Source organism: Microbispora sp. NPDC049633 (assembly GCF_040675265.1).
Taxonomy (GTDB): Bacteria; Actinomycetota; Actinomycetes; order Streptosporangiales; family Streptosporangiaceae; genus Microbispora; species Microbispora maris.
On record NZ_JBFAOO010000039.1, the window covers coordinates 28,893 to 49,867 of the forward strand.

General features: G+C 71.7%; 19 protein-coding genes and 1 tRNA gene. 9 read left to right on the forward strand and 11 right to left on the reverse strand.

The window, feature by feature from the left end; all coding sequences use genetic code 11:
* Positions 1 to 8 precede the first annotated feature (8 nt).
* From AB0J39_RS13185 to AB0J39_RS13195, 3 genes are all read left to right on the forward strand, one after another.
* The gene (locus AB0J39_RS13185) at positions 9 to 1,493 is read left to right on the forward strand and encodes a glutamate synthase subunit beta (RefSeq protein ID WP_363463898.1); all 1,485 of its coding nucleotides are present in this window, start codon (positions 9 to 11) and stop codon (positions 1,491 to 1,493) included.
* A gap of 179 nt (positions 1,494 to 1,672) precedes the next feature.
* Positions 1,673 to 3,310 (forward strand): S8 family serine peptidase, encoded by a 1,638-nt coding sequence (locus tag AB0J39_RS13190; protein WP_363463900.1) that lies wholly within the window; start codon positions 1,673 to 1,675, stop codon positions 3,308 to 3,310.
* Between the two features lie 123 nt (positions 3,311 to 3,433).
* Positions 3,434 to 3,850: a DUF2784 domain-containing protein gene (locus AB0J39_RS13195; protein WP_363463902.1), complete on the forward strand. Its 417-nt coding sequence runs from the start codon at positions 3,434 to 3,436 to the stop codon at positions 3,848 to 3,850.
* Here the strand turns inward: AB0J39_RS13195 and AB0J39_RS13200 are convergent.
* Positions 3,771 to 4,625 carry a hypothetical protein gene (locus tag AB0J39_RS13200; protein ID WP_363463904.1) on the reverse strand — a complete coding sequence of 285 codons (855 nt, stop codon included), beginning with the start codon at positions 4,623 to 4,625 and terminating at the stop codon, positions 3,771 to 3,773. The two genes, AB0J39_RS13195 and AB0J39_RS13200, sit on opposite strands and share 80 nt — an antisense overlap.
* A 107-nt stretch (positions 4,626 to 4,732) precedes the next feature.
* Between AB0J39_RS13200 and pyk the strand changes: the two genes are divergently transcribed.
* From pyk to AB0J39_RS13215, 3 genes are all read left to right on the forward strand, one after another.
* Entirely contained in the window at positions 4,733 to 6,163 is a 1,431-nt protein-coding gene (gene pyk / locus AB0J39_RS13205) for a pyruvate kinase (protein WP_363463905.1), read from the forward strand.
* 156 nt (positions 6,164 to 6,319) lie between these two features.
* A complete protein-coding gene (locus tag AB0J39_RS13210; RefSeq protein ID WP_363463908.1) occupies positions 6,320 to 8,119 on the forward strand; it encodes an ABC transporter ATP-binding protein in 1,800 nt (599 codons plus the stop codon).
* The gene (locus AB0J39_RS13215) at positions 8,116 to 9,999 is read left to right on the forward strand and encodes an ABC transporter ATP-binding protein (protein WP_363463910.1); all 1,884 of its coding nucleotides are present in this window, start codon (positions 8,116 to 8,118) and stop codon (positions 9,997 to 9,999) included. Before AB0J39_RS13210 ends, AB0J39_RS13215 begins: the two co-directional genes overlap by 4 nt.
* Before the next feature lie 46 nt (positions 10,000 to 10,045).
* Here the strand turns inward: AB0J39_RS13215 and AB0J39_RS13220 are convergent, their stop codons facing one another.
* From AB0J39_RS13220 to AB0J39_RS13250, 7 genes are all read right to left on the reverse strand, one after another.
* A complete protein-coding gene (locus AB0J39_RS13220; RefSeq protein ID WP_363463911.1) occupies positions 10,046 to 10,471 on the reverse strand; it encodes a thioesterase family protein in 426 nt (141 codons plus the stop codon).
* On the reverse strand, positions 10,468 to 11,613 hold the full coding sequence (locus AB0J39_RS13225) for an acyl-CoA dehydrogenase family protein (protein ID WP_363463913.1): 1,146 nt from the start codon (positions 11,611 to 11,613) through the stop codon (positions 10,468 to 10,470). The genes AB0J39_RS13220 and AB0J39_RS13225 overlap by 4 nt, the downstream gene beginning before the upstream one ends.
* A gap of 74 nt (positions 11,614 to 11,687) precedes the next feature.
* Positions 11,688 to 12,971, reverse strand: a complete 1,284-nt coding sequence (locus AB0J39_RS13230) for an ABC transporter substrate-binding protein (protein ID WP_363463914.1) — start codon at positions 12,969 to 12,971, stop codon at positions 11,688 to 11,690.
* Entirely contained in the window at positions 12,932 to 13,966 is a 1,035-nt protein-coding gene (locus AB0J39_RS13235) for a branched-chain amino acid ABC transporter permease (protein WP_363463936.1), read from the reverse strand. Before AB0J39_RS13235 ends, AB0J39_RS13230 begins: the two co-directional genes overlap by 40 nt.
* Before the next feature lie 85 nt (positions 13,967 to 14,051).
* Positions 14,052 to 14,942: a branched-chain amino acid ABC transporter permease gene (locus tag AB0J39_RS13240; protein WP_363463916.1), complete on the reverse strand. Its 891-nt coding sequence runs from the start codon at positions 14,940 to 14,942 to the stop codon at positions 14,052 to 14,054.
* Entirely contained in the window at positions 14,942 to 15,718 is a 777-nt protein-coding gene (locus tag AB0J39_RS13245) for an ABC transporter ATP-binding protein (protein WP_363463918.1), read from the reverse strand. The genes AB0J39_RS13240 and AB0J39_RS13245 overlap by 1 nt, the downstream gene beginning before the upstream one ends.
* 104 nt (positions 15,719 to 15,822) lie before the next feature.
* The gene (locus tag AB0J39_RS13250) at positions 15,823 to 16,689 is read right to left on the reverse strand and encodes an ABC transporter ATP-binding protein (RefSeq protein WP_363463920.1); all 867 of its coding nucleotides are present in this window, start codon (positions 16,687 to 16,689) and stop codon (positions 15,823 to 15,825) included.
* Between the two features lie 187 nt (positions 16,690 to 16,876).
* Between AB0J39_RS13250 and AB0J39_RS13255 the strand changes: the two genes are divergently transcribed.
* Positions 16,877 to 18,058 (forward strand): helix-turn-helix domain-containing protein, encoded by a 1,182-nt coding sequence (locus AB0J39_RS13255; protein ID WP_363463921.1) that lies wholly within the window; start codon positions 16,877 to 16,879, stop codon positions 18,056 to 18,058.
* 9 nt (positions 18,059 to 18,067) lie between these two features.
* On the opposite strand, the gene AB0J39_RS13260 is transcribed toward AB0J39_RS13255, so the two are convergent.
* Positions 18,068 to 18,247 (reverse strand): hypothetical protein, encoded by a 180-nt coding sequence (locus AB0J39_RS13260; RefSeq protein WP_363463923.1) that lies wholly within the window; start codon positions 18,245 to 18,247, stop codon positions 18,068 to 18,070.
* Positions 18,248 to 18,280: 33 nt separating this feature from the next.
* A tRNA-Leu gene (locus AB0J39_RS13265) sits at positions 18,281 to 18,354 on the reverse strand.
* Positions 18,355 to 18,472: 118 nt separating this feature from the next.
* Between AB0J39_RS13265 and AB0J39_RS13270 the strand changes: the two genes are divergently transcribed.
* Together AB0J39_RS13270 and AB0J39_RS13275 are read left to right on the forward strand one after the other, a co-directional pair.
* A complete protein-coding gene (locus AB0J39_RS13270) occupies positions 18,473 to 19,069 on the forward strand; it encodes a response regulator (protein ID WP_363463925.1) in 597 nt (198 codons plus the stop codon).
* Between the two features lie 208 nt (positions 19,070 to 19,277).
* Positions 19,278 to 20,582: an ABC transporter substrate-binding protein gene (locus AB0J39_RS13275; protein WP_363463927.1), complete on the forward strand. Its 1,305-nt coding sequence runs from the start codon at positions 19,278 to 19,280 to the stop codon at positions 20,580 to 20,582.
* A gap of 65 nt (positions 20,583 to 20,647) precedes the next feature.
* Here the strand turns inward: AB0J39_RS13275 and AB0J39_RS13280 are convergent.
* The coding region (locus AB0J39_RS13280; protein ID WP_363463929.1) for a hypothetical protein at positions 20,648 to 20,975 on the reverse strand (328 nt) is incomplete at its 5' end.

A 20,975-nucleotide genomic window follows, 5' to 3' on the forward strand; every position in this document is an offset into this window, starting at 1 on the left:
GTACACCGATGGCTGACCCGAAGGGGTTCCTGACACACGGGCGCGAGCTGCCGGCGCGCCGCCCGGTCGACGTCCGCATCCGCGACTGGCGCGAGGTCTACGAGGACTTCCCCAAGCCCGCGCTCACCAAGCAGGCGGCCCGCTGCATGGACTGCGGCATCCCGTTCTGCCACAACGGCTGCCCGCTCGGGAACCTCATCCCCGAGTGGAACGACCTCGTCTACCGCGACGACTGGCGTGAGGCGATCGAGCGGCTGCACGCGACCAACAACTTTCCGGAGTTCACCGGCCGTCTGTGCCCGGCGCCGTGCGAGTCGGCGTGCGTGCTCGGCATCAACTCCGACCCGGTCGCGATCAAGCGGGTCGAGGTCGAGATCGTCGACCGCGCCTTCGCCGAGGGCTGGGTCACGCCGCAGCCGCCCGCCGTGAAGACGGGCCGCAAGGTCGCGGTCGTCGGCTCGGGCCCGGCGGGCCTTGCCGCCGCGCAACAGCTCACCCGCGCGGGGCACGACGTGGTCGTGTTCGAGCGGGCCGACCGGATCGGCGGGCTGCTCCGCTACGGCATCCCCGAGTTCAAGATGGAGAAGCGGCACGTCGACCGCCGCATCGCCCAGATGGAGGCCGAGGGCACCGAGTTCCGCACCGGTGTCGACGTCGGCGTGGACGTCACGGTGGAGCGGCTCCGCGAGGAGTTCGACGCGGTCGTGCTGGCGGGCGGCGCCACGGCGTGGCGCGACCTGCCGGTGCCCGGCCGCGAGCTCAAGGGCGTCTACCAGGCGATGGAGTACCTCCCGCCGGCCAACAAGGCGCAGGAGGGCGACTTCCCCGAGTCGCCGATCTCGGCGAAGGGCAAGCACGTCGTCGTGATCGGCGGCGGTGACACCGGCGCCGACTGCATCGGCACGGCGATCCGGCAGGGGGCCCTGTCCGTCACCCAGCTGGAGATCATGCCGAGGCCGCCGGCGGCCCGCCCGGGCAGCCAGCCGTGGCCGACCTACCCGCTGCTGTTCAAGATGGAGAGCGCGCACGAGGAGCTCGAGGCCGGGGCGGGCGACCGCGTGTACGCCGTGTCCACCACGGAGTTCGCCGGCGACGACGAGGGCAACGTGCGGGCGCTGCGCCTGGTCGAGGTCGAGGGCCCGGCGGCGGGGTTCAAGCCGATCCCCGGCACCGAGCGGGAGATCCCGGCCGAGCTGGTCACGCTCGCGATGGGCTTCCTCGGCCCGGAGAAGGGCCCGCTGCTGAACGACCTCGCGGCGCTGTCCGGCGACGCGGAGTCGTTCTTCGACGCCCGGGGCAACGTGGCCAGGAACGCGTCGTACGAGACGTCGGTCGAGGGCGTGTTCGCGGCCGGCGACATGGGCCGGGGCCAGTCGCTGATCGTGTGGGCGATCGCCGAGGGCCGGTCGGCGGCGGCGGCGGTCGACCGCTACCTGAGCGGGCGGACCGTCCTGCCCGTTCCCATCCCGCCGACGGCGCGGCCTCTCGTCTGAGGGGTGATCCGGCGGCCGTGGTCCCAGGGGACCGGACCACGGCCGTCCGGCTTTGAGGGGATAAAACGGGCATATCCCTTTTCGGTGGCCGGCTTGCGAGCGTGCGCGGCCGCCGGGAGGATGCTTGAGCCCGGATCGAGGGGGCCCCGGCACCGGGGGCCCGCAACCGAGGAGGATCGTTGCACGCACGGGGGCGGCTCGCCGGGGCCATCATGTCCATCACGCTGCTCGGCGGGCTGGGGGCCGCGGGCCTGCAGGGGACGGCGGCCGCGTCCGAACCTTCGCAGGACTACCTGGTCTTCTACACCGACGGCGGCCGGGCCGCCGCTCAGCGGGCGGTCGAGGCGGCCGGAGGCACGGTGCGGGGGCGGGACGACAAGCTCGGCTACCTCGTCGTGCGCGCGTCCGACCCGGTGAAGATCGGCGCCGACCCCTCCGTGGTCGGCGTCACGCTCGACCGTCCCGTCGGCAGGACCGCGGACGTGCCCGCCTCGGCCGGCGCGCGGGCCCTCGGGACGGGCGCGGCGGACGTCAGGAAGGCGCCCGGCGGCGACCCGCTGTCGGACCGTCAGTGGGACATGAAGATGATCGGCGCCACGCCAAGCGGCTCGTACGCCAAGGCCCGGGGCAGCCACAAGGTGCTCGTGGGCGTCATCGACACCGGGATCGACGGCAAGCACCCCGACATCGCGCCGAACTTCAACCGGGCGCTGAGCCGCAACTTCGTGATCGACCAGCCCACCGACGAGAACGGCAAGAAGCTCGACGGCCCCTGCGAGCACAAGGGCTGCAAGGACCCGGCGGACGTCGACGACGACGGCCACGGCACCCACGTCGCGAGCACGATCGGCTCGCCGATCAACGGCCTCGGCGTCAGCGGGGTCGCGCCCGACGTCTCGCTGGTCAACCTCCGCGCCGGCACCGACTCGGGCTTCTTCTTCCTCAAGCCCACCATGGACGCCCTGGAGTACGCCGCCGACGTCGGGGTCGACGTGGTCAACATGAGCTTCTACGTCGACCCCTGGACGTTCAACTGCGCGAACAACCCGAGCGACAGCCCCAGGGAGCGGCTGGAGCAGCGGGCGATCCTGGAGGGGATGCGCCGGGCGGTCAAGTACGCCCGGGCGCACGGCGTCACGCTGATCACCGCCATCGGCAACTCCGGCGGCGACCTCGGCAAGCCGAAGACGGACACCGCCAGCCCGGACTTCCCGCGCGGGGCGGAGAGGAAGCGGCCCGTCGACAACACCTGCCTGAACGTCCCCGCCGAGCTCGACGGCGTCATCTCGGTGTCCTCGGTCGGCCCCAGCGGGCGTAAGGCGGGGTATTCCGACTACGGCGTCGAGCAGACCGACATCGCCGCGCCGGGCGGCGACATGTTCGACGGCGGCACCGACCTCAAGGGCGCCACCCGGGAGATCCTGGCCGCCGCCCCCGAGCACGTCCTGCGTGCCAAGGGCCTCCTGTTCGCGAACGGCAAGCCGAAGACGCCCTCGGTGATCCGCGACTGCCAGGGCGGCAGATGCGCCTACTACCAGTACATGGAGGGCACGTCCATGGCCGCGCCGCACGTCACCGGCGTGGCGGCGCTGATCATCGGCCGGTTCGGCAAGCCGGGCAAGGGCGGGCTCCAGATGGACCCCGCGCAGGTGGAGCGCCTGCTGTACGCGACGGCGATCCCGAAGGGCTGCCCCACGCCGCGGACCTACCGCTACGGCACCGGCGAGACCCACGTCTGCGAGGGGCCCACGGACAAGAACGGCTTCTTCGGCCACGGCCTGGTCGACGCCGCCCGGGCGGCCACCGTCTCGCCCTGAGCCGCGTCGTCCCGAGCACGCGTCGATCTGAGCACGCGTCGATCTGAGTACGCGCCTGAGTAGCCCGCCGGATGCCCCGGCGGGCGGCGGCGGCCTACCCTCCTTCGCGGAGGAGGGCAGACCATGATCTACCGGCTCGTCTGGCAGGCCACGATGGTGGCGCATTTCCTCGTCATCGCCTACATCGCCCTGGGCGGCTTCCTCGCCTGGCGGCGGCCCCGGCTGATCTGGCCGCACCTCGGGCTGTGCGCCTGGGGGCTGGTGCAGCTCGCCGGGCTCGTGGAGTGCCCGCTGACCGCGCTGGAGAACTGGGGGCGGGCCAGGGCGGGGGAGCGCGGCCTGCTGCCCGGCGGCTTCATCGACACCTACATCGAGGGCGTCGTCTACCCGGAGGCGTACGTCACGCACGTGCGGGTGGCCGTGATCGCCGTCGTGCTCGCCTCCTGGGCCGGTCTCGCGGTCAGGATCCGCCGACGCCGCACACGTCCTGCGCGTACGACAGGAACGTCCGCTGCACCGGAGCCGGAGGCGTCGCGATGAGGTAGCGCCTCTCTCCGCCGCCCACGACGGCGTAGACCGGGAACAGGTAGGCCTTCTTGGCCTCGGCGAAGGCGTGCCAGTCGCAGCGCATCGGGGTGACCTCCACGGGGATCTCCAGCCGCGTGGCGTCCGCCGCGAGCACCGCCACCGGCCGGCGCTTCCCGGAGCGGGGGAACAGCGTGTAGTGCGTGGTGGCGCCGAGGTCGTCGATCGTGACCGGCTCCGATCCGCCCTTCCTGGTGACGACGAGGTCGCCGTGGAGGGCCCGGCCCGCCCTGGTCCACGCGTCCCCGAACGTCACGTCCACCGACCGGCGCAGGATGTACGCCCCGCACTCGGCCTTCACCAGGCCGTCCAGGGTGGGATCGGGGTGGCGGACCGGGAACACCGCCTTGCGCGGCGGTCCGCCGGCGACCTGGACGTGCGCGACCACCGTGGCGGGCTCGACCGGCGGGATCGTCACCGGATCGCAACGCGCCTCGCCGTACGGGATTCGCAGGTCCGTGCGCGGCGTCCTGCCGAGGGTGGCGTCCACGCGGGCCGGTGGGAGCGTCGCGAACGAGCCGGTGACCAGCTGGACGTCCAGGAAGCGCACGGGCGTCGCGGTGTCGTTGCGCACGGAGACTTCCAGCGCGTGGGACGCCTCGTCGCTGCGCCATTGGTTGAGCGATACCGAAACGCCCGTCGGAGGGGCCGTCGATTCGGTACCCTGGCCTCCGCACGCGGCCAGGGTGAACAGCGCCGTTATTACCCCCCAGGTCCGGGTACGTCCCATGGCTGCCAAGGCTAGGGCACGCGGATGATCGCGTGAAGTGTCTGAACATCAGGCGACGGCTGTGTGCGCCGTCACTGCAAGTGGTCTGTACCAATTAGGGTAGTGCTGTGAGTCGTCGAGCAAAGATCGTCTGTACCCTCGGGCCCGCCACCTCCTCGCCGGAGCGCCTACGCGAGCTCATCAAGGCGGGCATGAACGTCGCCCGCTTCAACCTCTCGCACGGCAGCCACGAGCTGCACAAGGAGGTGTTCGACCGGGTCAGGGCCGCCGCCGACGAGCTGGGCTGCGCCGTCGGCGTCCTCGCCGACCTGCAGGGGCCCAAGATTCGTGTCGGCCGCTTCGCCTCCGGTCCCGTACGTCTCGGCTACGGCGACGTCTTCACCATCACCACCGAGGACGTCCCCGGCGACCGGGACATCGTCTCCACCACGTACGAGGGCCTTCCGGGGGACGTCAAGCCCGGTGACACGATCCTCGTGGACGACGGCCGGCTGAACTTCGAGGTGACCGCCGTCGAAGGGCCGCGCGTCGTCACCCGCGTCGTCATCGGTGGCATGATCTCGGACAACAAGGGCCTCAACCTCCCCGGCGTCGCCGTCAGCGCACCCGCGCTCACGGACAAGGACGAGGAGGACCTGCGCTGGGCGCTGCGCACCGGCTTCGACATGATCGCCCTGTCGTTCGTCCGGTCGCCGGACGACGCCGCGCTCGTCCACGCGATCATGGAGGAGGAGGGCGTCAGGCTCCCCCTCCTCGCCAAGATCGAGAAGCCGCAGGCCGTCGACCGTCTCGAGGAGATCGTCGACGCCTTCGACGGCGTGATGGTCGCCCGCGGCGACCTCGGCGTCGAGCTTCCGCTGGAGCAGGTGCCGATCGTCCAGCGCCGCATCATCGAGCTGTGCCGGGAGAAGGCCCACCCGGTCATCGTGGCCACCCAGATGCTCGACTCGATGATGAGCGCCCCCAGGCCCACCCGCGCTGAGGCGTCCGACGTCGCGTACGCGGTGATGGACGGCGCCGACGCGGTGATGCTGTCCGGCGAGACCTCGGTGGGCACCTACCCGATCGAGTCGGTCGCCACGATGGCCCGCATCGCGGTCGCCGCGGAGGGCACCTACCTGCAGGCCACCCACACCCTGGAGCGCCTGCCGGAGACGACCGGCGGCGCCATCGCCCGCGCCGCGGCCGAGGTCGGCGCCATCGTCGGGGCCAAAGCCCTGGTGGCGTTCACGATGTCCGGTGAGACCGCCCGGCGGCTGGCCCGCTACCGCTCGCCCATCCCGCTGCTGGCCTTCACCTCCAACCCGCAGGTACGCGGCCAGCTCGCGCTGACCTGGGGCGTGGAGACGTTCGAGGTCCCGTTCGTCCACCACACCGACGACATGGTCCGCCAGGTGGAGGCCTCGCTGCTGTCGCTCGGTGTCTGCGAGAAGGGCGACAAGGTCGTCGTCGTGGCCGGCTCGCCGCCCGGCAACCACGGGTCCACCAACGCGCTGCGCGTCCACACCATCGGCTCGGCGGTCGCCCACCCGCGCTGAGGCGGCTCCGCCGGGCTGCGCCCCGGCCCGGCTCCGCCGGGCTGTGACACCCGGCGGCGGGCGAAAACCCCTTGAAGGCGCGGCGCCCTTCGACGGAGCATGGCAGGAGCGAGTCGTCCTGTCCTGTCAGACGCCGGAGGAGCGCTGCGCCCGTTGATGGACTCCCCACAGGCACAGGCACCGGAAAAGGCACTGGGGCCCGGTGTCCGCCGGTCCTCGTGGGGCTCGTTGTGGCGGTTGCGGTCCTATTTACGCCCGTACCGGCGCAGCCTGGTGGTGTCCTGGCTCGCGGCGCTGCTCGGGATCGCCGCCGGCACGGTGATCCCGCTCGTGGGCAAGGAGATCATCGACGGACCCGTGGCCCACGGGGATCACGGCGGGCTGGTCCCGCTCGGGCTGCTGGCCCTCGGCCTCGGCGTCGCCGAGGCGGTCCTCACGTTCGTCCGCCGATGGTCGCAGGCGGGGCCGGTCCTCGGCCTGGAGACCGCCATCCGCGACGACCTCTACCGGCACCTCCAGCGGCTGCCGATGAGCTTCCACGACCGGTGGCAGTCGGGCCAGCTCCTGTCCCGGGCGACGACCGACCTGTCCACGATCCGCCGGTTCCTCGGCTTCGGCGTGCTGTTCCTGATCATGAACATCCTGCAGCTCACCGCGGTCGCCGTGGTGCTCCTGCGGATGTACTGGCCGCTCGGCCTGGTCGTCGCCGTCTCCGCCGTCCCGGTCGTGGCCCTGTCGCTGCGGTTCGAGCGGCGCTACATCGTCATCTCCCGGCAGGTGCAGGACCAGCAGGGCGACCTCGCCACACTGGTCGAGGAGTCGGCCGTGGGAATCCGCACGGTCAAGGCGTTCGGCCGGCGCGGGTACGTCTTCGCGAACTTCGCCGCCGCCGCGCGCGAGATCCGCCGCACCTCGCTGGAGAAGGTGCGACTGGCCTCGCGGTTCTTCACCTTCCTCGAGGTCGTGCCGAACGTCACCCTCGCCCTGGTCCTGCTGCTGGGCGCGATCGCGGTCGGCGCCGGCGCGCTGACGCTCGGCACGCTGGTCGCCTTCACCACGCTGGTCCTCCAGCTCGTCTGGCCGGTCGCCTCGCTCGGATACATCCTCGCCATGGGCCAGGAGGCGATGACCTCGGCCGACCGGGTGGTCGAGGTGCTCGACACGGTGCCCGCGATCAGCGGCGGCCCGGCCGTCATCGATCGCCCGCGCGGTCACGTGCGCTTCGAGGGCGCGGGGTTCCGCTTCCCGGGAGCCGACCGTCCGGTGCTGCGCGACGTGTGGCTGGAGGTGCGGCCGGGGGAGACCGTCGCGCTCGTGGGGGCCACCGGGTCGGGCAAGACCACGCTGACCGCGCTCGTGCCCCGCCTGCTCGACGTCACCGCCGGCCGCGTCACGATCGACGGGCGCGACGTGCGGGACCTGTCGCTGACCTCGCTGCGCTCGGTGGTCGCCACCGCGTTCGAGGAGCCCACGCTCTTCTCGATGAGCGTGCGCGAGAACGTGACGCTCGGCCACGGGCACGCCTCCGAGGAGCAGATCAGGCAGGCGCTGGAGATCGCGCAGGCGACGTTCGCCTACGACCTGCCGTGGGGCCTCGACACCCGCATCGGGGAGCAGGGGATGTCGCTGTCGGGCGGTCAGCGGCAGCGGCTCGCGCTGGCCAGGGCCGTGCTCGGCAGGCCGCGGGTGCTCGTCCTCGACGACACCCTGTCGGCGCTCGACGTGGAGACCGAGGCGCTGGTCGAGGAGGCGCTGCGGCGGGTGCTCGCGGAGGCCACCGGCATCGTCGTGGCGCACCGCGCCTCGACCGTGCTGCTCGCCGACCGGGTGGCGCTGCTGCGCGACGGCACCGTCACCCACGTCGGCCGCCACGGCGACCTGCTGTCGGACGTGCCGGAGTATCGCGAACTGCTCGCCCAGGACGCCGACCTCGACCCCGAGGGTTCGATCCGATGACCCGCGAAGCGGGCAACACCGAGCGAGCGGGGAACACCGAGCGAGCGGGGAACACCGAGCGAGCGGGGAACACAGCCTGGCGGGGGGTGGCGGCGGAGGACCGGGACGAGATCCCGGAGCGCGTCTCCCTGCTGCTGCGCACCCGGTCGCGCCGGCTGCTCGGCGACCTGCTGCGCCCGCACCGCCGGGCGATCGCCGTGCTCACCGCGGTCATCGTGGTGTCCAACGTGGCCGGACTGGCCCTGCCGTACCTGGTGAAGGCGGGCATCGACGACGGCATCCCGCCCATGCTGCGCGGGCAGGGCGCGGGCACGCTGCTCGCGATCGTCGGCGCGGTGCTGGCCGCGGCGCTCACGCAGGCGTTCACCCGGCAGGCGTTCCTGCAGATGTCGGGCCGGATCGGCCAGGACATCCTGCTGGAGCTGCGCCGCCGGGTCTTCGACCACTTCCAGCGGCTGTCGCTGCCGTTCCACGAGAAGTACACCTCGGGGCGGGTCATCTCCCGGCTCACCTCCGACGTGGACGCCATCGCGGAGCTGCTCGAGTCCGGATTCGACGGCCTGGTCACGGCCGTGCTCACGCTGTGCGGCACCGCCGTCATGCTGCTCGTGCTCGACGTGCGCCTCGGTCTGGTGGCGCTGCTGCCGCTGCCGGTCCTGCTGCTGTTCACCCGGTGGTTCCGCCGCCAGTCGAGCGTCGTCTACCGCCGTACGCGGGAGGCGGTCGCGCTGGTCATCGTCCACTTCGTGGAGTCGATGACCGGGATCCGCGCGGTGCAGGCGTTCCGCAGGGAGCCGCGCAACCAGGAGATCTTCGAGCGGCTCAACGACGGCTACCGGGCCGCCAACACCCGCGGCATGCGCCTGGTCGCGGTGTTCATGCCCGGCATCAAGCTGATCGGCAACGTGACGGTCGCCGCCGTCCTGCTGTACGGCGGCCTGCTCGCGCTGCGCGGCACGGTCACGGTCGGCGTGCTGGCCGCGTTCCTTCTCTACCTGCGGCAGTTCTACGAGCCGATGCAGGAGATCTCGCAGTTCTACAACGCCCTGCAGTCCGCGGGGGCGGCGCTGGAGAAGCTGTCGGGCGTGCTGGAGGAGCGGCCCTCGGTGGCCGAACCGCGCCGCCCGGTGCCGCTGCCGCGCGCCGCCGGGGCGCTGCGTTTCGAGGCCGTCCGGTTCGCCTACGGCGACGGCCCGCCGGTGCTGCCGCTGCTCGACCTGGAGATCCCCGCGGGGCAGACCGTGGCCGTCGTCGGCACCACGGGCGCGGGCAAGACCACGCTGGCCAAGCTCATCGCCCGGTTCCACGACCCGGTCGCCGGGCGGGTGCTGCTCGACGGCGTCGACCTGCGCGACCTGGATGAGGACACGCTGCGCCGCCACGTGGTGATGGTCACCCAGGAGAACTACCTGTTCAGCGGGACGATCGCGGACAACGTGCGGTTCGGGCGGCCCGGGGCGCCGGACGCGGAGATCGAGCGGGCCGTCGAGGCCATCGGCGCCCACACGTTCGTCTCGGCGCTCCCCGGCCGGTACGAGACGCAGGTCGGCAAGCGCGGCGGCCGCATGTCGGCGGGGCAGCGGCAGCTCGTCGCGTTCGCCCGGGCCTTCCTCGCCGACCCCGCCGTGCTGATCCTGGACGAGGCCACCTCCAGCCTCGACGTACCGAGTGAGCGGCTGGTGCAGCGGGCGCTGCGGACGATCCTCGCCGACCGGACCGCGCTCATCATCGCCCACCGCCTGTCCACCGTGGAGATCGCCGATCGGGTGCTCGTCATGGAGCACGGCCGCATCGTGGAGGACGGCCCGCCCGACCGTCTCATCGCCGGCGCCGGCCGGTTCGCCCGTCTCCACCGCGCCTGGCTCGACAGCCTCGCCTGACCTGCTTCCCGCGTACCGGTGCACGGCCGCTGAGCCGGCCACGCGATCACGCCGGGGGCCGGGGTAGGAGGCGTTCCATTGCGGGACGCAGGGGCGGGCCGATCTCCACGGGGCGGCGGGTGTGCCGGTCCACGAAGACGTGGGTGAAGTCGCCCTCGGCGACCAGTGTGTCCCCGGTGAACAGGCCGAGCTCGTAGCGGACGCTGGAGCGGCCCAGATGACCGATCCGCAGACCCACGCTGATCACCTGGGGGAAGGACACCGAGGCCCGGTAGGAGCAGCGCGACTCGACGCACAGCCCGATGGCCGGGCCCTCGTGGATGTCCAACCCGGCCTCCTCGATCAGCCAGGTGTTGATCACGGTGTCCATCAGCGAGTAGTGCACGACGTTGTTGACGTGCCCGTAGACGTCGTTGTCCTTCCACCGGGTGGGCACGTCCCGCCAGTGGGGGTATGCCGTCCGGTCGTTCACAGGCCCAGATCCCGGCCGACGATCTCGCGCATGATCTCGTTGGATCCCGCCCAGATCCGGGTCACCCGGGCGTCCATCCAGGCCCGCGCCACGCGGTACTCCTTCATGTAGCCGTAGCCGCCGTAGAGCTGCACGCAGGCGTCGATCACCTGGTTCTGCACCTCGGCGGTCCACATCTTGGCCTTGGCCGCGTCGACCGCCGTCAGCTCGCCGTCGGCGTGGGCGGCCACGCACTGGTCGACGTACGCCCGGGTCACCTCGACCTTGGTGACGAGGTCGGCGAGGGTGAACTTGTTGTACTGGAAGCTGCCGATCGCCTGGCCGAACGCCTTGCGCTCCTTCACGTACGACAGGGTCTCGGCGAGCACGGCGGCGGCGTGCGAGATGTTGGTGACCGCGCTGCCGAGCCGTTCCTGGGGGAGGCGCTCCATCATCGCGACGAATCCCCGGTCCACCTCGCCGATCACGTTGGCGGCCGGCACTCGCACGCCCTCGAAGAACAGCTCGGCCGTGTCGGCCTCCGGCTGGCCGACCTTGTCGAGCTTGCGCCCCCGGTGGAAGCCGGGCATGCCCTCCTCGACCGCGAACAGCGTGATGCCCTTGGCCCGTTTCTCCGGGCTGGTCCGGGCCGCGACCACGACGAGGTCGGCCTGGTAGCCGTTGGTGATGAACGTCTTGGAGCCGTCGACGATCCAGTCGGAGCCGTCCCTGACGGCGGTGGTGCGCAGTGCCGCCAGGTCCGACCCGCCGCTCGGCTCGGTCATGCCGATCGCCGTGATCATCTCTCCCGAGCAGAACGGCGGCAGCCAGCGCTTCCTCTGCTCGTCCGTCGTCAGCTCCACCAGGTACGGCGCGACCACGTCGAAGTGGATGCTGAAACTGGACGCCAGAGCCATGCCCACCCCGGCCAGTTCCTCGGTGAGCACGGCGTTGAAGCGGTAGTCGCCCGCCGCCGCGCCGTCGTACTCCTCGGGGACCTCCAGGCCGAGGAGTCCCTGCCGGCCGGCCTCCCGCCACACCTCGCGGTCGATCAGCCGGCGCTCGATGAACTCCTCGGCCCTCGGGGCGACCGAGCGGATCACGAACTGCCGCACGGAGTCGCGGAAGGCCTCGTGGTCCTCGCCGTAGATGGTGCGTCGCATCGATTCTCCAGACGATTGTTCGGCATGGGGATACTAGCCAGTGCCCCACCGGCGCGGACGTGGCCCCTCGCGGGTCAGCCCACCGGCACCGGGTAGTCCTTCGCCAGCTCGGAGACCTCCGGCTCCCTGAAGACCACCGCGCCGCCGAGCGCCGCCTTGTCGGGCTTGAGCACGTACGACGAGCGGGAGGCGGGCTTGTCGAAGAACGTGAAGTCCATCGGCGTGCCGAAGTCGCCGCCGAAGCTCGACTGCGAGCGGTGGGCGGTCAGGACGCCGTCCCGGCTGAGGTCCTTGGCCTCGCACGCCTTCTTCATCGCCTCGTCCACGATCATCGCGGCGCTCCAGCCGCTGGCCACCCCGCTGTCGAGCGTCTCGCCGGGGTACTTCGCCTGGTAGTCGGCCACCAGCTTCTGCATCGCCGGGTTCTTCGCGCTGACCGGCGTCCCCGCCGTCACGTAGTAGAAGTCCTTGAGCAGGGCCGGCGCGGCCGGCGTGCCGAGCAGCTGCGGCGAGTACGCCGAGTTGCTGCCGACGAACGGCACGTCCATGCCCTTGGCGAGGGACACGCCGACCAGCGAGGCCGTCTGCCGGGGGCCCACCGAGACGAGCACGGCCTTCACCCCGGCCGCCTTGAACGCCGCCACCTGCGCGCTCATGTCCTGGTCGGTCGCCTTGATCTTCTGCTCGACGAGCTGCAGGCCGAGCTTGTCCGCGGCGTACTTCGAGCCGTTCAGCGAGCTCTCGCCGTAGTCGCCCTCGAAGTACAGGTGACCGATCTTGTCGCCGGACTTGACGCCCTTCTCCTTCCTGAGGAACTCGACCCCGTTGATCATGTCGATGTCGTACGTCGTGCCGGTCACCTGGATGGCCCGGCTGCCGAGCAGCGTGGTCGCCCACGCCATCGGGATCGTCAGCAGCTTGTCGCCGTCGATGCGCTGCTTCAGCGCGGTGATCATCGGGGATCCGATGAACTGCGCGATCGCCGCCGACCTGGGCGCGACCTCGGTGTAGGCCGCCACCGCCTTCTGCGTGTCGTAGCCGTGGTCGCGGACGACCAGCTCGTACTTGCGGCCGCAGACCCCGCCGCCGGCGTTGACCTGGTCGAAGTACAGCTGCTGCGCCTGCGTCTGGCTCTTGCCGAACGACGCGTACGGGCCGGTCAGGTCGGTGAGCGCGCCCACGGTGATCGTGGTGGCCGTGACACCGGGGCCGGTCTTGACCCCGTCCCCGCTCACCGCCCCGGCGTTCGCGCCGCCGCCCGTCGCCTTGTCGCTGGCACACCCCGCGGCCGAGGTCGCGACGGCCAGGGACAGCAGGGCTAACGCCGCGATGCCGGCGCGGGTGCCGATTTCGCCCATTTGAGCTCCTTGAGTCGAACGCGGCCCAGCCGCGTGGCGAGCCCGGCCAGACCGCCGGGCAGGAACAGCACCACCGCGACGACGGCGGCGCCGTAGAGGATCCGCGCGGCCTCGGCGGGGGAGACCCCGCCGGAACCCGGCTCGGCCACCAGCGGCAGCGCGTCGCTGTAGCGGGTGAGCAACTGGGGGAGCAGGGAGACGAACGCGGCCCCGGCGACCGCCCCGGCGACCGATCCCAGGCCGCCGATCACGATCATCGCGAGGTAGTCGAGCGACAGCAGCATGCCGAAGTAATCCGGCACGACCTGCTGGAAGACCAGGGCGACCAGCACCCCGGCGAGCCCGCCGTACATGGACGACAGGACGAACACGCCCGCGCGGTACCGGGCGACCGGGACGCCCATGACGCCCGCGGCGATCTCGTGGTCCCTGATCGTGTTCATCGCCAGACCGGGACGGCCGCGCAGCACGCCCCGGGCGAACGCCGCCGCGCCCGCGAGCAGCGCGATCCCGAGGAACCACAGCCGTTCGAGCGACCCGAACGGCACGTTCAGCACCACCAGCTCCGGGGTGTCGGCGAAGACGAACCCGAACAGCTCCATCGGCGGCACCGGCCGCCCGTTGAAGCCGCCGGTCACGGGCTCGGCGTTGAACAGGATGTGCTGGCCGACGAAGATCAGGGCGAGCGTGGCGATGCCGAGGTAGGCGCCCCTGAGGCGGCCCGCGATCGGGCTGAACAGCCCGCCGCACACGCCCGCGACGGCCACCGCCGCCACGGCCGCGAGCGGTGTGGGCAGCCCCAGGTCCGACGACAGGTAGACGTAGGAGTACGCGCCGGCCGCGAGGAAGAAGGCATGCCCCAGGGACAGCTGCCCGGTCGCCCCGGTCAGCAGGTTGATCCCGATGGCGCCGATCGCCGCCGACATCGCGAACAGCCCCGCCTGCAGCCAGAACCCCTCCAGGTAGAACGGCACCACCACGGCCGCCGCGAGCACCGTGAGCCAGAGCGCGGCCCGGAGGGGCCGGTACGCGCGCCGTGCGGGCGTACCGGGGGTGGACGTCGCGGCTGTGGGTGTGGAGTCAGACACGGGCCCGCTCCTTCGTGCCGAACAGCCCGGAGGGCCGCAGCAGCAGGATCACGATCATCACGAGGAACGGCGCCGCGTCGCCGATGCCGCGGCCCAGGAAGGCGAGCTCGCTCTGGTAGCCGCTCATCAGCGTCTCGGTGACGCCCACGATCAGCCCTCCTGCCAGCGCCCCGGTGGTCGAGTCGAGCCCGCCGAGGATGGCCGCGGGGAACGCCTTCATCGCGGCCGCGGCCGTGCCCCGGTCGAGGCCCGGCGTCGGGAAGACGCACAGGAACATCGCCGCGACCGCGGCCAGCGCCCCGGCGACGGCCCACGCGCTGAGCGAGACCCGGCCGAGCCGTACGCCCATCAGCGCGGCGGTCTCGGCGTCCTCGGCCGTGGCGCGCATCGCCACGCCCCAGCCGGTGAACTTGAAGGCGAGCAGGAACACCACGATCAGCGCGGCCGCGACCGCGAGGGCCACGACACGGGTCTCGGCGACCGTGATCGGGCCCAGACGCAGCACCCGGTCGCCCCAGGGGTCGCCCAGGGCGAGCACCTCGGTGCCGATCCGACGGGTGAGCTCGGTCGTGAGCAGGATGTCCACGCCGATCGTGACGATGGCCAGCACGCCGCGCGAGCCGACGTGCGCCCGGCGCAGGATCAGGAACTCCACCAGCGCACCGACCACCGCCGCCGCCGCGATCCCCGCCGCCAGCGCCGCCCAGAACCCGGCCAGCGGGTGCAGCCTGGCGACCACATAACCGCCGGCCAGCAGCAGCGACGCGTGCGTGAAGTTGACCACCTCGGTCGCCTTGAAGATCACCACGAAGCCGAGCGCGATCAGCGCGTACACGGCCCCGACCGAGATCCCGTTGACGAGCAGCTCCAGGAAGACCGCCATCACGCCTCCCCGCCCAAACCGCCGGAGCCGAAGTCGCCGAGGTAGGCGCGGACGACCTCGGGGTCGCGCTGGACCTGCGCGGGCGGGCCGTCCGCGATCCGCCTGCCGAAGTCGAGCACGGTCACCGCGTCGGCGATCCGCATGACCATGCCCATGTCGTGCTCGACCAGCAGGATCGAGATGCCGAGGCTCTCGCGCGCCGACTGGATGAGGGCGGCCATCTCCCGCCGCTCGCCGCCGTTCATCCCCGCGACCGGCTCGTCCAGCAGGAGCAGCCGCGGCTCCATGCACAGCGCCCGGGCCAGCTCCACCCGCTTCTGCACGCCGTACGGCAGCAGGCCCACCGGCACGGGCAGCGCCTCGCCGACGCCCGCGAACTCGGCGATCTCCTCGACCCGCGCGCCGTGCCGTACGGCCTCGCGCCTGGCCGAGGGCAGCCGCAGACCGGCCGAGACGAATCCCGCCCTGGTCAGGCGGTGCCGGCCGAGCATGAGGTTGTCGCGGACCGTGAGGTGCGGGGACAGGGCGATGTTCTGGAAGGTCCGGGCCACGCCCAGCGCCGCCACCCGGTGCGGGCGCAGCGTGGTCAGCTCGGCGCCGCCGAAGCGCACGCTTCCGGAGGTGGCGCGGTAGACGCCCGACAGCACGTTGAAGCAGGTGGACTTGCCCGCGCCGTTCGGGCCGATCAGCGCGTGCACGCTGCCCGGAGCCACGGTGAAGCCGACCGCGTCGAGCGCGGTGAGCCCGGCGAAGCGGACCGTCACCTCGCTGACCACGAGTTCCGCCGGACCGTCCTCGGCGGACGTACCGACCGGTTGGTTTGCGGGGGACGTGCGGAGGCGCCTCGCGGGGAGTGTGTGCGATGCGCCGCGGTGGCGGGTCATGCCGTCCATCTCGCCAGCCTGGTCCTCTCGTGCCTCTCGTGGCCGTCGGCGGCGCCGGGGTCGCCGGGGTCGGTACCGACCGGTCGGTCTGTGTGGGGCGCGCCGACGCCGAGGTAGCGGCGGCGCACCTCGTCGCTGGACGCCAGGTCCGCCGCCGGTCCCGCCAGCGTCACCTCGCCCACCTCCAGCACGTACGCCCGCTCGGCCAGCGCGAGCGCCATCGCCGCGTTCTGCTCCACCAGCAGCACCGACGTGCCCTGGACGTTGATCTGCCGCACGGTGTCGGCGATCCGGGCCGCCGCCAACGGCGCGAGTCCGAGCGTGGGCTCGTCGAGCAGCAACAGCGAGGGACCGGCCATGAGCGCCCGGCCGATCGCCAGCATCTGCTGCTCGCCGCCCGACAGCAGGCCCGCGCGCTGGTGCGCCCGCTCGGCCAGCACCGGGAACAGCTCCAGCACCCGCTCGCGGGCCGCCGCCGCGCGCCTGCCGGGCACGCCCAGTGCCCCGGCGCGCAGGTTCTCCGCCACGGTCATCCGGGCGAACACCCGCCGTCCCTCCGGCACCTGGACCACGCCGCGCCGTACGACGGCCGCCGCCTGCGCGCCGTCGAGGCGGGACCCGCCGAAGGAGACTGTCCCCGACGTGATCGCGCCCCGGTGGAACCGCAGCGTCCCCGACACCGCGCGCAGCAGCGTCGTCTTGCCCGCGCCGTTCGCGCCGAGCACCGCGGCCACCGTGCCCAGGGGCACGGCCAGGTCGACGCCGCGCAGGGCGCGCACGGGGCCGTACCGCACCTCCAGACCCTTGATCTCGAGGCCCCCGGTCTTTGGGCCACCGGTCCGCCGGCCCGACTCACCAGACATCCGCGCCTCCTGTGACTTCGATGAAGGCACACCCAACCCAGCGCGGTCGAGGGCCGTCCAGCGCCGGGAGTCAAGTCGGGACCCCAGCCCATGCCCGCCGGTCGTGCCCTGTGCTCCAGCACAATCCCGCATCACGAAACGAGAACCGAACCTTGTTCCGGACGCCGCCGGCTGGCACATTCGGGACATGAGGTCCAGGACGGACTCCGAGGTCCGGGAACTGCTGCGGACCTCCGCCGCAGGACTGCTGGAACGGCTTCCCCAGCTCGCAGACGAGCTGGTGAAGCGCGGCAGGGACAGCGACGAGGCCTACCGCATGACGGTCCCCTACGAGGACCATTGGAAGAGCACCCACGAAGGGCTGCGGATCGGCATCACCGCGATCCTGCAGCCCCGGCACGAGCGGCGTGACGTCGCCTACGCCCAGACGGTCGGGCGCAGACGGGCCGAGTTCGGCCTTCCGCTGGACTCGCTCATGCGCAGCTACCGCCTGGCCGCGCAGGTCACCTGGAACGGCGTGATCGACATCATCGGCGACCAGGGCCAGGAGCGGCTGCCCGCCCTGCTGCGCAGCGCCACCCACGTGTGGCACGCCATCGACAGGCAGGCCGTGGCGGCGGCCGACGCCTACCGCCGCCGGGAGAACGAGCTGCTCGGCCGGACCAACCAGCGCGTCAACGCCATGCTCGACGCCCTCCTGGAGGGCCGCGCCGACCCGGCGGTGGCCGGCGTGGCCGCCGGCGCCCTCGGCCTGCCGGAGCACGGCCGCTATGCGGTCGTCACAACGCGGCTGCCCGCGCAGCCCGACCGGGTGCACCGCCCCGACGAGATCGGCGGGCTGCGCTTCCTGTGGCGCATGCGCCCGGACCTGGAGATGGCGGTCGTGTACCTCGGCGACCGGGAGCTGGACGACCTGGTCGCCGCCATCACCCCGGTCGTCTGCGCGAGCGCCGGTGTCAGCCCGGTGGTGGAGAGCCTCGCCGACCTCGGCACGGCCCGCCGCCTGGCGGAGGTGGCGATGCGCACCTGCTCGGGGAGCGCGCCGGAGGTCGCGCGGCTCGACCGGCGGCTGCCCGCCGCCCTGGTGGTCTGCCAGCCGGAGCTGGCCGGGCACCTCGCGGGCGGCGTCCTCGGCCCGATCCTCGCCTCACCCGACGGCGGCGTGCTGCTGGCGACGCTGGAGGCGTGGCTGCGCTGCGAGGGGTCCGCGGCCCGGGCGGCGGCCGAGCTCTACTGTCACCGCAACACCGTCTTCAACCGGGTGCGCCGCATCGAGCAGCTCACCGGCCGGTCGCTGGCCCGGCCGCTGGACGTCGTCGAGCTCTCCCTCGCCCTCGACGCCGTACGCCTCCTCCCGGGCGGCTGGTGATCGCGGGGCTCAGAACTTCGGACCCACGAACTCGTCGAGGCGGGCCACGGCGTCCCGCCTGGCGACCGAGATCTCGTTGCGTTTGTTGTAGCGCCATGCGACGCCGAGACGGTCCAGCGCCTCCCCGTACAGCCTGAGGATGCCGGCGGACTCGTTCTTGAACAGGTAGCGCGGGGTGGCAGTGACCACTGGCAGTTCTCGGGTGACCGCTAAGGGTGAGAGTGCCCCGAGTGGGATTCGAACCCACACTGAATGGATTTTGAGGCCATCGACTCTGCCGATTGGTCTATCGGGGCTATCCAGATTTGTCCGGTTTGGCAGAGGGTGGCACCCTAACGGTCGATCTTCTTGGAGATCGCTTAGGGCATCCCCTGCCGTGTTCCTAATGTAGCGGACCTCGGTAACCTCTTGTGCGTGAGTACGCAGCGGCGAGTGGTGATCGCGGAAGACGAGGCGCTGATCCGCCTCGACCTGAAGGAGATGCTCGAAGAGGACGGTTACGCAGTGGTCGGCGAGGCCGGCGACGGAGAGACGGCGGTCAAGCTCGCCATGGAGCTCCGCCCCGACCTGGTGATCCTCGACGTCAAGATGCCCGTGCTCGACGGCATCTCGGCGGCCGAGCGGATCGTCTCCGAACGGATCGCGCCGTGCCTCATCCTCACCGCGTTCTCCCAGCGTGACCTGGTCGAGCGCGCCAGGGACGCGGGCGCGATGGCCTACCTGGTCAAGCCGTTCACCAAGGGCGACCTGGTTCCCGCGATCGAGATGGCGGTCAGCAGGCACGAGGAGATCGCCGCGCTGGAGAAGGAGGTCTCCACGCTGTCGGAGCGGCTGGAGACCAGGAAGCTCGTGGAGCGGGCGAAGGGCCTGCTCATGGCCCAGCACGGGTGGACCGAGCCGCAGGCCTTCCGGTGGATCCAGAAGGCGTCCATGGACCGGCGTCTGAGCATGCGCCAGGTCGCCCAGATCGTGGTGAACGAGAGCGGCGGCGAGGCCCAGCCGCCGGCCTGAACGTCCCCCTGCTGGACTCGGAGGAGAAGACTCCTGGTCAGGGGCCGTCCCGCTAAGTTGAGGAGTTATTACGACTCCGCATCCAAGTGCGGACAGTTCTGATGCATCCCTGGTCGGGCCGTGCCCGGCCTATGTACCTTTCAGCCATTCGATCGGGACCAGTCGGCTGCGCTGACGATTCCCGGGCCTGGATGAAGGAGATGCTTTCATGATCCGCATTGCCCCCCTCGGGCGGGCGCTGGCCGTCGCCGCGGCCGCCAGCCTCGCGCTGACGGCCTGTAGCGGTGGTGAGGACAGCGCCGCGCCGGCTTCCTCGGCGCCGGCGGCGCAGTCGTCCTCGGCGCCCGCCGCCGACACGGCGCAGGGCGACGGCGTTCTCACCGTCGGCACGCTGCTGCCGCAGACCGGTTCGCTCGCCTTCCTCGGTCCGCCGGAGTTCGCGGGTGTCGGGCTGGCGGTGAAGGAGATCAACGACGCCGGCGGCGTCCTCGGCAAGCCGGTGGTCCAGATCGACACCGACTCGGGTGACACGTCGACCAACATTGCGTCCCAGTCTGTCGACAAGTTGCTGCAGCAGAAGGCCGACGTGGTCGTGGGTGCCGCCTCGTCCTCGGTGTCGCTGTCGGTCATCGACAAGATCACTGGTGCGGGCGTCGTGCAGATCTCGCCGGCGAACACCTCCGACCAGTTCACCACCTACAACGACAAGGGCCTGTACTTCCGTACGGCTCCGCCGGACGTGCTGCAGGGCCGTGTCCTCGGCGACCTTATCCTCGCCGACGGCAACGACACGGTCGGCATCCTGGCCCTCCAGGACGCGTACGGCACGGGCCTCGCGGACAACGTCCAGAAGGCGGTCGAGGGCGGCGGCGGCCAGGTCGTGGAGAAGGTCATCTACGACCCGAAGGCGGCCGACTACTCGGCGGACGTCGCCAAGATCAAGGAAGCCAACCCGAAGGCCATCGCGCTGATCGGCTTCGACGAGACCAAGAAGATCATTCCTGAGCTCGTCAAGCAGGGCCTGACCGCCAAGAAGGTCAAGTACTACTTCGTCGACGGCAACCTGTCCAACTACGGCACGGGCAAGGACGGCTTCCCCAAGGGGACGCTCGACGGCGCGAAGGGCACCCAGCCGGGCGCCCAGGTCTCCGACGACTTCAAGGCCAAGCTGATGACGGTCGACCCGAACCTCAAGGACTTCAACTACGGCCCCGAGTCGTACGACGCCACGATCCTCAGCGCGCTCGCGGCGATCGCGGCCAAGAGCGACGCGCCGAAGGACATCGCGGCCAAGCTGCAGGAGGTCTCCAGCGGCGGCGAGAAGTGCAAGGACTTCAAGTCCTGCAACGACCTGCTGTCGGCCGGCAAGGACATCGACTTCGACGGCGCGTCCGGCCCGATCGAGTTCAACGAGGCCGGTGACCCGGCCGAGGCGACGATCGGCATCTACGAGTACGGCGCCGACAACACCAACAAGAACGTCGCCTTCAACACCGGCAAGATCGCCGGCTGATCCACAGCGCGACCGACTCACAGCACGAGGGGGCCCGCTCGGTGGAGCGGGCCCCTTCCGCGTTCTCAGGAACGGCCGCAGGCGGCCAGGACGGCGTCCGACGCCGCGCGATACCGGCGCAACAGGCCCGGACGCCGGGAGGCGGCCGTGCCGGCCCGGGACAGGGTCTCCGCGACGCCGTTGACGGCCGCGACGGCGTCCGCGGCCGACGCCGGCAGGCGAGGGCCGTACATCTCCAGCGTGCCGCGCAGATAACCGAACCGGCCGCGTACGTCGCCGTCCCAGTGCTGGGCCTCCTCCCGCCCCGGCGGCAGCAGCGACAGCCCCAGATAGCCGATGGCCGACTCCGCACTGCGGAGCATCGCCCCGAAGCTGATCGAGATGGCGGCCGAC

Coding starts and splice junctions, on each gene's coding strand:
- AB0J39_RS13225 (WP_363463913.1), bottom strand. CDS start 11,613: ATGCGACGCACCATCTACGGCGAGGACCACGAGGCCTTCCGCGACTCC.
- AB0J39_RS13240 (WP_363463916.1), bottom strand. CDS start 14,942: ATGGCGGTCTTCCTGGAGCTGCTCGTCAACGGGATCTCGGTCGGGGCC.
- AB0J39_RS13255 (WP_363463921.1), top strand. CDS start 16,877: ATGAGGTCCAGGACGGACTCCGAGGTCCGGGAACTGCTGCGGACCTCC.
- AB0J39_RS13185 (WP_363463898.1), top strand. CDS start 9: ATGGCTGACCCGAAGGGGTTCCTGACACACGGGCGCGAGCTGCCGGCG.
- AB0J39_RS13200 (WP_363463904.1), bottom strand. CDS start 4,625: ATGGGACGTACCCGGACCTGGGGGGTAATAACGGCGCTGTTCACCCTG.
- AB0J39_RS13195 (WP_363463902.1), top strand. CDS start 3,434: ATGATCTACCGGCTCGTCTGGCAGGCCACGATGGTGGCGCATTTCCTC.
- AB0J39_RS13275 (WP_363463927.1), top strand. CDS start 19,278: ATGATCCGCATTGCCCCCCTCGGGCGGGCGCTGGCCGTCGCCGCGGCC.
- AB0J39_RS13215 (WP_363463910.1), top strand. CDS start 8,116: ATGACCCGCGAAGCGGGCAACACCGAGCGAGCGGGGAACACCGAGCGA.
- AB0J39_RS13210 (WP_363463908.1), top strand. CDS start 6,320: ATGGACTCCCCACAGGCACAGGCACCGGAAAAGGCACTGGGGCCCGGT.
- AB0J39_RS13230 (WP_363463914.1), bottom strand. CDS start 12,971: ATGGGCGAAATCGGCACCCGCGCCGGCATCGCGGCGTTAGCCCTGCTG.
- AB0J39_RS13250 (WP_363463920.1), bottom strand. CDS start 16,689: ATGTCTGGTGAGTCGGGCCGGCGGACCGGTGGCCCAAAGACCGGGGGC.